This is a genomic window from Microbacterium sp. 69-7 (assembly GCF_001897985.1).
Taxonomy (GTDB): domain Bacteria; phylum Actinomycetota; class Actinomycetes; order Actinomycetales; family Microbacteriaceae; genus Microbacterium; species Microbacterium laevaniformans.
Genome location: NZ_MKRU01000069.1, coordinates 1 through 12425, shown reverse-complemented (window position 1 = coordinate 12425; position 12425 = coordinate 1). Strand labels below are relative to the sequence as shown.

The following is a 12425-nucleotide window of genomic DNA, read 5'->3' as shown; positions in this document are numbered from 1 at the left end:
CCAACCCCACCCGACGTGTGCTCCTGCTCAGCGATCTCGTCATCCGACCGGTCACCGGCGCGTCCCTGTCGGCGGATATCGTGGCCCAGAGCCAGTTGCGCGTATCCGGCTCGACGGCATCCGGAGAGTCGGGTCTGCTGGGGACCGTCTCGTACCGTGTCGGCGACGGGACGACCGACGAGGGGTCGGCCGTCACGGGCGAGGCGACGGTGTACCTGCTGCCGCCCGCCTCCGAGCAGGCGCCGATCGCCGTCGACGATCGTGCCATCGTCCGCGCCGGCGCACAGATCGACATCCCGGTGCTGGACAACGACGTCGCCGCGGTGGGCACGCGCCCCCGTCTGGACCCCGAGTCGATCGTCGCGTCGCGTCCCGACGTGCTCGCCTTCGCCGCCGGCGATGTGCTGCGGGTGCTGGCGCCCGCATCGCCCGGTGACCTCACGATCTCCTATCGGGCGTTCACGACCGGCGCGCCGGCGCTCGGCGACACCGCGACGGTCCACCTGAGCGTGGTCGGCGACGGAGCGAACCGCGACCCCCAGCCCCGGGCGCTTTCGGGCCGGGTGCTCAGCGGACTGTCCACGGTCATCGCGTTCGACGGGTTCGGGATGGATCCGGACGGCGACGTCGTGCGCCTGGACCGCATCGTCGATCAGCCCGCACACGGCTCGGCCGTGATCTCCGCCGACGGTGCCTCCGTCGTCTACTCGAGCGACGCCGGCAGCTCGGGGCAGGACACGTTCACCTATCGGGTCGTGGACCCCTCCGGCGCCTCCGGTGTCGGAACCGTCCGTGTCGGGGTGCTGAGCGGCGATGCCAGCCCCGCTCCGATCACCTACACCGACTACGTGCAGGTGCAAGCCGGTGACGGCAACGTCCTGCGTGTGCATCCCCTCGCCAACGACATCGATCCCATGCAGGGCACGCTGACACTGCAACGGGTGCGCCCGGACGTTCCTCAGTTCGCGCTGGACGGGTCGCCGACGGCGGAGTTCACCCGTCTGCAGCAGCGACTCGTCGCGCAGAGCGACGACACGGTCACGATCGAGGCGGGGCCGACGCCCGGGACGATGTCGTTCCTCTACGACGTGGTCTCCTCTGCCGGCAACACCGCCCGGGGCCTCATCGTCGTGCGGGTGGTCGCCCAACGCGTCGCCGACTTCCCGGTCGTCTCCGACACCGTGCTCGATGCCGATGGGCGCGCCGACCTCGCGAGGGGTATCGATGTCCTGGCCGGCAAGGTGCTGTGGTCGGGCGGTGACGCGGGCGAGCTGTCGGTCGGGCTGTGGGGCACGGCGGGCGGCATCACCGTCGAGGGGACGCGCCTGGTGGGCACCGTCGATGATCGTGCCCACCTGATCCCCTTCTCGGTGACCGGACAGACGCCCGCCGGGCCGGTGACGACCTACGCGTTCCTGAGGATCCCGGCTGCTGCCGATACGCCGCTGGCGCTGCGCGCCGGCGCGCCGCCGCTGACGGTCGGCGAGAACGCGCAGGCCGACGTCGATCTCGCCTCTCTGATCACCGTGCCGCGCGGTCGCGCCCTGGAACTGTCGGGCGAGACCCGCGCCTCGGGCGCGCGGCCCGGTGCATCCTGCACGGCCGTCGGCGCCACCACCCTGCGCTACACGGCCGGAGCGGACGCGCCGTGGACGGACACCTGCCGCGTCCTCGTGCGCCTCACCGGGCAGCCGTCGTGGACGGTCCTGTCGATCCCGGTCGTCGTGACCCCGATCGCCCCGCAGCCACGGCTGTCTCCGGCCGCGCTGGAGGTCGCGCCGGGCGACACCCAGGTCTTCGACCTCGGCGCGATGACCACGTGGCAGGGGCGCCCCGAGGCGATCGTCTACCGGGTCGAGGGGAACCCGGCATCCTTCGACCTGGCCCTGCAGGGCGCGCAGCTGAGCATCCGCGGTCGTGATGCGGCCGCGCCCGGAACGATCGAGAGCGTCGTGGTCCAGGTGACATCCCACCCGGGTGTCGCACCGGCGCGGATCTCCCTGCGGGTGGGCGCCGCCCCGTCCACGCTGCCGCAGGGGGGTTCCGTGCAGCAGCAGTGCAGCCAGGCGTCGGGCACCTCGTGCACGATCGATGTCGTCGGCGCAGCCGGTGAGGTCAACCCGTTGCCGAGCACACCGCTGCAGGTGGTCTCCGTCGCCGCGGCGGGTGTCTGCACCGGCGTGAGCTTCGCGGTGGTCTCGCCCAGCCGCATCTCCGCGACGTGGACCTCGGATGCGCCCGGTGCGACATGTGCGGCGAGTTTCACCGTCCGTGACGCCCAGGGACGCCAGAGCGCGAGCGCCCGAGACGGACGGATCCTGCTCGACCTGCAGGGCTACCCGAAAGCCCCGGCGAGCGTGGCGCAGTCCGCCTACGCGGACGGCTCGCTCACCCTCCGGGTCGATCCGGGGCCCGCGCAGGCCGCCTACCCCGCGCTCACCGGGTTCGAGGTCCGCCAGGCCGGCCAGCGCGTGGCCGTGTGCACGCCGCAGGGCATCTGCCCGCCGATCAGCGCCCCGAACGGAGAGCAGCGCTCGTACGAGGCCGTCGCGGTGAACGCGGTGGGCTCCTCGCTCACCGCCGTGCGCACGACCGCCTGGGCGTACGATCCGCCGTCCGCTCCCACGGGCGCGACCGCGGCTCCCGTCGTCGCCGGTGCCGACGGCGGCGTGGCGTCGCTGGTGATCTCCGGGGTGGATGCCGCGAACACCGGATCCTTGCAGATCATCAGCCCGGTCGGTGAGACGCAGACGATCGCCGTCGGCGCCACGCAGACCGACATCACGGTGCCCGCGTTCCGGGTGGGCGCCAACACGGCGACCGACGTGACGATCACACCGCTGTCGCGGTACACGGCTCCGCCGGGTCTTCCCGGTCCCGCCATCGGCTCCACGACGGTGTCGGCGCATGGCATCGGTGCGCCGACGCAGGGCGCGCTGACCCTCACGGCCGTCAACGTCGGCGGAGGCCGGGTCGACATCACGGCGGTGGGCACGGCGGCGCCGGGCGGCGACGACGCCCGGGTGCGCTACGGCATCGTGCGCCTGGACGGTCCCGTCGGTCAGGACGGCGCGCCCGTCTCGGCCGACAGCTGCCGCACCAGCGACGACGGCGGACAGCGGGTCTTCCGGGGCCTGCCGGACGGGCGCCTGTACACCTTCGCCCTCTGCGCGGAGTCGTGGTTCGATTCACGCTCCTTCGGTCGGGCCACCGTGACCAACACGGTGCGCGCGACGCAGAGCGGTGCTGCGCCCACCGGCTACACCTTCGTGGTCGGTCCCACCGCGCACGTCGCCGGCGACGGCACCCCGTCGGGTCGCGCCACGTGGACGATCGATCAGACGCCGACGTCGCCCGAAACTCCGCCGAACGACAACAACGTGGTCTTCCGGGGACTGCCGAGCAGCGTGTTCGACAACGACCCCCAGATCCAGGTGCGCTACGAGCACAAGGACGGATGGTGGCAGTCGGCGTGGGGCGACGTGACCCCCGCTGCCGGCAGCGCTCCGTATCAGGTGCAGGCCTCGTGGTCGCTCGGCACGTGCACCGGCGGCACGACGCTCTCCCGCACCGCCAGCTCGAGTGGCTCGGATGCCGCGGTCACGTTCGATCCCGCGGCCATCCGCTATTACGACAAGAACGACACGCTGCTGGCTCCCGGCACGGATCCGTGGACGGTGCCCGCGAACGCCGCACGCGTGGCCGGCATCCGCGTTGTCGTCGACTGGTCCGGGCAGGGCTGGAGCCTCGCCCCCGCGAGCGCGGAGCTCGCCACACGCTGTACGCCCGCCGCCGCGCCGAACCCGGCCGGCTGACCCGACGGAGTCCTCATGACGATCACCACCGAGCAGGCGAGCTGGTTCGCCCAGACCTTTGCGCAACTGGCCGACAACGTCGAGCGCGCCGTGCTCGGCAAGCGTCATGTCGTCGAGCTCATCCTGACCGCCATGCTCAGTGAAGGCCACGTGCTCATCGAGGACGTGCCGGGCACGGGCAAGACCTCCCTCGCCCGCGCCGTGGCCCAATCGGTGCAGGGGACGACGACCCGCATCCAGTTCACCCCCGACCTGCTTCCGGGTGACATCACCGGAATCACCGTCTACGACCAGAAGACCGGTGCGTTCGAGTTCCACGCCGGCCCCATCTTCGCCAACATCGTCCTCGCCGACGAGATCAACCGCGCAAGCCCCAAGACGCAGGCGGCGCTGCTGGAGGTGATGGAGGAGGGGAGCGTGACCATCGACGGCGTCACGCGCGCCGTCGGTGCCCCCTTCCTCGTGCTCGCTACGCAGAACCCTGTCGAGCAGGCCGGCACCTACCGCCTGCCGGAGGCCCAGCTCGACCGCTTCCTGCTGCGCACGGCGCTCGGCTACCCCGATCACGCGGCGACGGTCCGCATCCTCGACCGCGCCGCGGTCGCGACCGCGGACCTGTCGCCCGTGCTCACCCCGGGGGCGCTGGTCGGGATGAGCGAACTGGCCGCGGACGTCTACGTGGACGCGCTCGTGCTCGACTACATCGCGCGGCTCGTCGACGCGACGCGGGCGGCCGACGAGGTCCGCCTGGGCGTCAGCATCCGCGGGGCCCTCGCCCTGACGCGGGCCGCGCGCACGAGCGCCGCCGCCCACGGGCGCACGTACGTCACTCCCGACGACGTCAAGCGGCTCGCCGTCCCGGTGCTCGCTCACCGGCTGATCCTGCACGCGGAGGCCGAGTTCGACGGCGTCGCCCCCGAGGCCGTCATCGGTCAGGTCCTTCTCGACGTGGCGCCGCCCACCCGCCGGGACAGCGCGTGAGCAGCGGCGAGAGTCGGTCGTCCGTGACCGACACACGGCTCACGCGGACCTCGGCAACCAGCCTCACCGGCGAGCGGACGGAGGTCACGGCGCGCCGCGGCCGTCGCCTGGTGGGAGCGGCCGTCCGCGCCTCGCGGGTGTGGGCGAGCGGGCGCGCGGCCGTCCGCGCCGCCACCGCGTGGTGCCGCGCGACGATCAGGCCCGCCGGGGCCCTGGCGGTGCTGACGGCGACCGCAGGCCTCTCGGCCGGGCTCGCGTTCGGATGGGTCGAGGCCCTCGTCGCCGGCGCGGCCGCGGCGGCGTTGCTCGCCATGGCCCTGCCGTTCCTCCTCGGTGCCCGCACGTACGAGGTGCGCCTCGTGCTCGACCGGGAGCGCGTCGTCGCGGGGGTGGCGGCGCGGGCGACCGTGGTCGTGCGCAACATCGGGCGCGCCACGGCATTGCCCGGCCGCATCGACATCCCGATCGGGCCCGGACTGGTCGAGTTCGGCGTTCCGCTCCTCGCCGCCGACGGGGTTTCCCGTCACGCGGTGGACCTGCCGCCGCAGCGTCGCGGCATCGTGCGCATCGGTCCGGCGACCACGATCCGCTCCGATCCGCTGGGGCTGCTGCGCCGCGAGCATGCTTTCGACGACGTACAGGAGCTGTTCGTCCACCCGCGCACCGTCGCCGTGCCGTCCACCAGCGCCGGACTCATCCGCGACCTCGACGGCAGTGCGACGCGGCGCCTCGTCGATGCGGACATGTCCTTCCACGCGATCCGCGAGTACGCGCCCGGTGATGCCCGCCGCCAGATCCATTGGAAGTCAACGGCGAAGACGGGCCGGCTCATGGTCCGGCAGTACGAGGAGTCGCGCCGCTCGCGGATGGCGGTCGTGCTGGGACTGTCGAGCGCGGAGTACGCATCCGACGACGAGTTCGAACTCGCCGTCAGCGCGGCATCCTCCCTGGCCCTGCGCGCCGTGCACGACGCGCGCGACCTCGACATCGTCGTCGGTGCCGAGATCCCGCGCGTCGTCCGGGGGCGCCTGCGCGCCATCCGCCACATCGCCGCGGGCGCCCCGCGCGCCGTGCTCGACGGCTTCAGCGGCGTCGATCGCCTCGTCGAGACGATGCCGTTCCCGGAGGTGTGCCGGCTGACCGCCGAGGCCAACGAACGGCTCTCGGTCGCTGTCCTCGTCGCCGGCTCGGGCGTGCCTCTCGCGGCTCTGCGCCTGGCGACGCTGGCCTTTCCGGTGGATGCCGCGGTCATCGCCGTCCGCTGCGACGAGCGCGCCCACCCGCGCGCACAGACGGTCGGTCCGCTCACCGTCGTGACCATCGGTGCGCTCGAGGACCTCGCCGGACTGCTCCTGCGCGGAGCGCGCTCGTGAGGGTCGTGGCCGGCGCGCTCTACGCGCTCGCCGCCGTGGTGTTGGCCGCCGTCGCGGCGTGGCCCATCTACCGGTCCGGATCGTTCCTGCTGCTGGTGGCCGCGGCATCCGTGCTCGCCGCGGCCATCGCGGCCCTCGTCGCCTGGCGACGGTGGAGCGGCTGGGCCGCGGTCGGACTGCTCGCCGGCGCCGTCCTCGTGGCGGGAGTGCCCCTGGCCGTCCCCTCCCGTGCGGGGGCGCCGGCACCGTTCCTCCAAGGACTGGGCGATCTCGTCGCGGGACTGCTGTGGGGCTGGAAGGACCTGCTCACCGTCGACCTGCCGGTCGGGTCGTATCGCAACCTGCTGGTGCCCGCGCTCGTGGTGTTCCTGGTCGGTACGGCCAGCGTCCTGCTGCTGAGCTGGCGCAGGGACGCGCTCGCCGTGCTCGCCGTGCCCGTCGCGATCGCGATGGCCGGCTTCGGGCTGCTGTTCGGCAGCACCGAGGTCAGCGCCCCCCTGGTCGTGGGCCCCCTCGTCCTTCCTGCCCCGGTCGAGACGGCCGTGGGAGCGGGAGTGCTGCTGACCGGCGTGCTGTGGTTGTCGTGGCGCAGCCGCGCCGCGCGCGTGCAGGCCCTTCGACGAGGGTCGGGCGCGGCTCGCGTGCGAGTGGCCGGCGACGCCGCCCGGGGAGCGGGCCCGCGACTGCGCCGGCTCGGGCTCGGGCTCGGCATGGTCGCCGTCGCTGCGGCCGTCGCCGTCTCGGTGCCGGCGGTGGCGGTGCCGACGCAGCGCGATGTGCTGCGCGAGGCGACGGGGCCCCGGCAGGAGATCTCCCGCGCGATCAGCCCGTTGAGCTCGTATCGGACGCTGTTCGCCGACGCGCGCGTCGACGAAGAACTGTTCCGGGTCACCGGCGACGCTCTTCCCGACCGCGTGCGACTGGCTGTTCTGGACGATTACGACGGCGCGGTCTGGCGCACCGACCCGGCCGGCGAGCCGTTCGTGCGGCTCGCCGCGGCACGCGTCCTCGGTGAGGGGGCTCCCATCGACGCCGAGGTGACGATCGGCGCGCTGGACGGCATCTGGATGCCGACGGCCGGAGCCGTGGCATCCGTCGACTTCGCCGGGCCGCGCGCCGCCGCACTGGCCGACGGCTTCTACGTGAGCGGCGCACGGGAGGCGGCGGTCGAGACGGCCCCCTGGAGCGCCGGTGACACCTACCGTCTCCGCGCTGCCGCGCCGGCGGTGAGCGCCCTGTCTTCGGTCACTGCTCCCGGTGGGCAGGCGGGAGTGTCGGTGACCGCCGCCGACGGCAGCGAACTCGTGGCACCGGCGAGCCTGCGCACCTGGGTGCAGCAGCATGCCGTCGGCACGGGCGGGGCGGCTCTGGACGGCTTGGTCACGCTGCTGCGCTCCCGCGGCTACCTGAGCCACGCGCTGCGCCCGCCCGCTGTCGGCGCCGCCTGGATGCAGCGGCTCGGGGCGGGCTACACCTTCGCACCGAGCGCGTCGGGACACTCGCTGGCGCGCATCGACGCCATGTTCACGGCGCTGCTGGCCCGCGAGGCCGACCCCGCCGCCGTCGCCGCGGACGACCTCGTGGCCGCCGTCGGCGACGACGAGCAGTTCTCGGCCGCCGTCGCCCTCATCGCCCGTGAGCTGGGCTTTCCGGCGCGGGTGGTCGTCGGCACGCGCCTCACGTCGAGCGACCCGGATGCCGCGACCTGCGCCGGCGGGGTGTGTCGCGCCGGCGACGTCTCGGCGTGGGTGGAGGTGCGCGCCGCGTCGGGGGAGTGGATCCCGGTCGACGTCACCCCCCAGCACGTGCGCCCGCCGCGCACCGAGCGCACCGAGCAGCCCGACCCCCAGATCGCCACCTCGGTGCGCCCCGACGGGGTCGACGAGGTGCAGCCCCAGCGTCCCGCGCAGGAGGACAGTGCCGCACCGACCGACCGCTCCGACCCTCTCGACCTGCGCTGGCTGTGGACGACGCTGGGCATCACGGGAGGTGTCCTTGCGGTTCTGCTCGTGCTCGCCGGTCCATTCGCGGCGATCGTGATCGCCAAGGCGCTGCGGCGGCGCCGGCGGCGGCGCCAGGACCGTCCCGCCGACGCGATCGCCGGGGGGTGGGACGAGTACCTCGATGTCGCGGTCGACGCCGGTCGCCGCCCGCCACCGGCCGCCACGCGTTCCGAGATCGCACAGGCGCTCGCGCGTCCGGCGGCGGGCGCGCTGGCGCGCACCGCCGACGAAGCGGTGTTCTCCGCCCGCCCGATGGCCCCCGACGAGGCCGATGAGTTCTGGCGGATCGTCGAGGACGAGCGTGCTGCGCTCGCGACGAGCAGGTGGCGCCGGCTGCGTGCAGCCGTATCGTTGAGATCGTTCGTCCCGCGATCGTTCCGGTCACACTTCGAGAGGGGGAGCCGCGCGGCCTCGCGCCCGCGGCGCACCGCATGAACGCACCCATCGGCGACTCCGTCGGCGCTCTGCTGGGCCTCGTCGCCCTCGCGGCGGGCCTCGCCCTGTACGTCTGGACCGCCCTGGCCCTGGCCGCGATGTTCCGCAAGATGGGCGAGGCCCCCTATAAGGGGTGGGTGCCCGTCCTCAACGCCGCCACCGTGCTCGGGTGGGGGGGGTTCAGTCCGTGGCTCATCCTGATCGGGCTGTTTCCGGTGCTCGGGCCGATCGCGCTGTGGGTGCTGGTGATCATCTCGGCTCACCGGATCAATCCGGGCTTCGGATACGGCGGTGGCATGACCGTCCTCGCGGCGGTGCTGTTCGTCGTCTGGGCGAGCATCCTCGGTTTCGGACCCTCGCGGTGGCTCGGCGCGCGCGCCGGCGGCATGTCGGCGCACCGCCGCGAACAGACTCGCGCGAGCCTCGGCGGTGTGTTCGCCGAACCCGCCCCGATGACGCCGGAAGCCGCGGTCGTCTCTGCATTGCCGCCGGCCGCGGTGGCGGAGCCGGCAGCACCGTCCGACGACGTGCGCGAGGACGACGACGACCTGGCGCGGCTCTTCGCTCCTCCCGCTCCCGCCGCCGCGCCGGCCTGGACCCCGCCGGAGACGACGGTGCCGCCCGCCTCGCCGTCGACGGCCGCCCCGGCGCCCGCGGAACCTGCCCCCGCACGGCCCGAGGCGGGAACCTTCGCCGTCGAGGCGCTCGACGAGCCCGTCGCGACGTCGTCGCCGCCGCCGTCCGCCGTGGTCCGTCCGCCCGCTCCGGCGCCCGTATCGGCATCCGCCGCGGTCCGCGCCGGGGAAGCCACCGCTGACGACGACGCGGCCTGGCCGTCGGAGATCGATGACGTCTCGGCGATCGCGCCCTCCCCGTTCCCGCCCAGCTCCGGTGCCGGATGGCGCCACGCGATGCCGCCGGTCACCGATGATGCCCCCATCGACTTCGTGCCGGGCCGTCGCAGCACCGCGCTGCCGTCGCCGCACGACGTCGGCGAGGCGGCGGATGCACCGGCACCGGCGCCCCGGGTCTCCGCTGCCGCGGCAGCCGCCCGAGCCGCCCACGGCGTACCGGCCGAACCCGCCGCGGATGCGTCCGACTCCGCGGTCGACGGCTCCCAGGCGGGCTCCTCGGACGCGCCCGCCGCGGGGGAGCGTGGGCTCACGCCCGACGCGGCGGAGCCGCCGCTGCGCCGCGCGCGACCGTGGCCGGCGTTCGCGGTCGCTCCGAACGAGCCCGACGGCTTCCCGGAGCTGTCGGGCGAGGTGTCGGCGGTCATCGGCTCTCCGGCTGCAGGATCGCCGCGTTCGGCCGCGGGCGCGGTGGCCGCTCAGCACCTCCGCGGCGAGAGCGCCGACGACGACATCGACCAGACGGTCATCACGCGGCGGGTCCGCGCGGCGGTGTGGCAGCTCGTCCCGGCATCCGGTGCGCCGGTCGCGATCACGGCAGACGTCGTCATCCTCGGGCGCCGCCCGGCCGCCGACACGGCCTTCCCGAAAGCGCAGCTCATCGCCGTTGCGGGCGAGGCTCTCACCGTGTCCAAGACCCACGCCCGCCTCGAACGGCACGACGACGTCTGGACGATCACCGATCTGGCCTCGACGAACGGCGTGCTCGTTCGCACCTTCATGGGCGAGGAGGTCGAGGTGGACCCGGGCTCGAAGATCGACGCGGGGGAGCGGTTCTTCCTCGGCGACGAGGAGTTCCACCTCGCGCGCATCGAACGCTGAGGCGAGCGCGGCGGGAGCAGGGCGCGACTCACCGGGCGCGTTTGCCCGCGTTCGTCATACGGCGTAGTATTGACCGGGTGTGCGTATACGCGCGCCGTCCGCCGTGCCACGGCATCCGGACGGGGTTCGGCACACGATCGGGACCGGTCTGCGAACAGGCCGCCCCCACGGCATATCCACCACCCATGCTCGGCATCCGCCGTGCCGGTGGATCTGTGGTGAAACCACCATCGCTGTCACCGTGCAGCACCTGTGCAGGCGAGAGCCCGCACAGCTTTACAAGGAGAGAACGTGCCAACCATTCAGCAGTTGGTTCGCAAGGGACGTACGCCCAAGGTCACCAAGACCAAGGCGCCCGCCCTGAAGGCGAACCCGCAGCAGGCGGGTGTCTGCACCCGCGTGTATACGACCACGCCCAAGAAGCCGAACTCGGCCATGCGCAAGGTCGCCCGTGTCAAGCTTCGCAACGGCACCGAGGTCACGGCCTACATCCCGGGTGAGGGCCACAACCTGCAGGAGCACTCGCTCGTGCTCGTCCGTGGAGGCCGTGTCAAGGACCTCCCCGGTGTCCGCTACAAGATCGTTCGCGGCGCCCTGGACACCCAGGCCGTCAAGAACCGCAAGCAGGCCCGTAGCCGCTACGGCGCCAAGAAGGGCTGAGTCCGATGCCTCGCAAGGGACCCGCACCCCGCCGCGTCGTCGTCAACGACCCGGTCTACGGTGCTCCGATCGTCACCCAGCTGGTGAACAAGATCCTCGTCGACGGCAAGAAGTCGCTCGCCGAGTCGATCGTCTACAACGCCCTGAAGGGCGTCGAGGCGAAGAACGGCCAGGATGCCGTCGCAACGCTCAAGAAGGCGCTCGACAACGTCCGCCCCACCCTCGAGGTCAAGAGCCGCCGCGTCGGTGGCTCGACCTACCAGGTGCCGGTCGAGGTCAAGCCGCACCGCGCGAACACGCTCGCGCTGCGCTGGCTCGTCAGCTACGCGAAGGGTCGTCGTGAGAAGACGATGACCGAGCGTCTGCAGAACGAGATCCTCGACGCCTCGAACGGCCTGGGTGCCGCGGTCAAGCGCCGCGAAGACACCCACAAGATGGCCGAGTCAAACCGCGCCTTCGCGCACTACCGCTGGTAACGCGTCTCGACTCGCGGCTTCGCTGCTCGCTCAACGACCAGACCGGTCGTTGAGCGAGCACAGCGAGTCGACACGTCCGCAACCCGAACACACACGTAAGGACACCCCGTGGCACAAGAAGTGCTCACCGACCTCAACAAGGTCCGCAACATCGGCATCATGGCGCACATCGATGCCGGCAAGACGACGACGACCGAGCGCATCCTGTTCTACACGGGTGTCAACCACAAGCTGGGCGAGACCCACGACGGCGCCTCGACCACCGACTGGATGGAGCAGGAGAAGGAGCGCGGCATCACGATCACGTCCGCCGCCGTGACCTGCTTCTGGAACAAGCACCAGATCAACATCATCGACACCCCCGGACACGTGGACTTCACGGTCGAGGTCGAGCGCTCGCTGCGCGTCCTCGACGGTGCCGTGGCCGTGTTCGACGGCAAGGAGGGCGTCGAGCCCCAGTCCGAGACGGTGTGGCGCCAAGCCGACAAGTACGACGTGCCCCGCATCTGCTTCGTCAACAAGATGGACAAGCTGGGCGCCGACTTCTACTTCACCGTCGACACGATCGTGAACCGTCTGGGCGCCAAGCCCCTCGTGCTGCAGCTGCCGATCGGCGCCGAGAACGACTTCGTGGGCGTCGTCGACCTCGTCGAGATGCGCGCACTGGTCTGGCCCGGCGACGCCAAGGGTGATGTCACCATGGGCGCCAAGTACGAGGTCCAGGAGATCCCGGCCGACCTCGCCGACCGTGCTGCCGAGTACCGCGAGAAGCTGCTCGAGACGGTTGCCGAGTCCGACGAGGCGCTGCTGGAGAAGTACTTCGGCGGCGAGGAGCTCACGCTCGCCGAGATCAAGGGCGCCATCCGCAAGCTCACCGTCGCCGGCGAGCTGTACCCGGTGCTCTGTGGCTCGGCGTTCAAGAACCGCGGCGTGCAGCCGATGCTCGACG

Annotated in this window: 8 protein-coding genes; all 8 read left to right on the top strand. The window is 72.6% G+C overall.

Annotated features, from left to right (window positions below; translation table 11 throughout):
* The coding region (locus BGN98_RS06565; protein ID WP_288120351.1) for an Ig-like domain-containing protein at positions 1 to 3815 on the top strand (3815 nt) is incomplete at its 5' end.
* A 15-nt stretch (positions 3816 to 3830) separates the two neighbouring features.
* Positions 3831 to 4796, top strand: coding sequence for an AAA family ATPase (locus BGN98_RS06560; protein ID WP_005050530.1), 966 nt, complete (start codon positions 3831 to 3833; stop codon positions 4794 to 4796).
* A 23-nt stretch (positions 4797 to 4819) separates the two neighbouring features.
* A complete protein-coding gene (locus BGN98_RS06555; RefSeq protein WP_016463579.1) occupies positions 4820 to 6169 on the top strand; it encodes a DUF58 domain-containing protein in 1350 nt (449 codons plus the stop codon).
* Complete coding sequence (locus BGN98_RS06550) at positions 6166 to 8607, top strand: transglutaminase domain-containing protein (protein WP_288120348.1); 2442 nt, start codon at positions 6166 to 6168, stop codon at positions 8605 to 8607. The genes BGN98_RS06555 and BGN98_RS06550 overlap by 4 nt, the downstream gene beginning before the upstream one ends.
* Positions 8604 to 10340 carry an FHA domain-containing protein gene (locus BGN98_RS06545; protein WP_288120347.1) on the top strand — a complete coding sequence of 579 codons (1737 nt, stop codon included), beginning with the start codon at positions 8604 to 8606 and terminating at the stop codon, positions 10338 to 10340. The genes BGN98_RS06550 and BGN98_RS06545 overlap by 4 nt, the downstream gene beginning before the upstream one ends.
* A 291-nt stretch (positions 10341 to 10631) precedes the next feature.
* Complete coding sequence (gene rpsL, locus BGN98_RS06540; RefSeq protein ID WP_005050525.1) at positions 10632 to 11000, top strand: 30S ribosomal protein S12; 369 nt, start codon at positions 10632 to 10634, stop codon at positions 10998 to 11000.
* Between the two features lie 5 nt (positions 11001 to 11005).
* Positions 11006 to 11476, top strand: a complete 471-nt coding sequence (gene rpsG, locus BGN98_RS06535; protein WP_005050524.1) for a 30S ribosomal protein S7 — start codon at positions 11006 to 11008, stop codon at positions 11474 to 11476.
* Positions 11477 to 11584: 108 nt separating this feature from the next.
* A partial coding sequence (locus BGN98_RS06530) for a GTP-binding protein (protein ID WP_288120341.1) occupies positions 11585 to 12425 on the top strand: 841 nt, incomplete at its 3' end.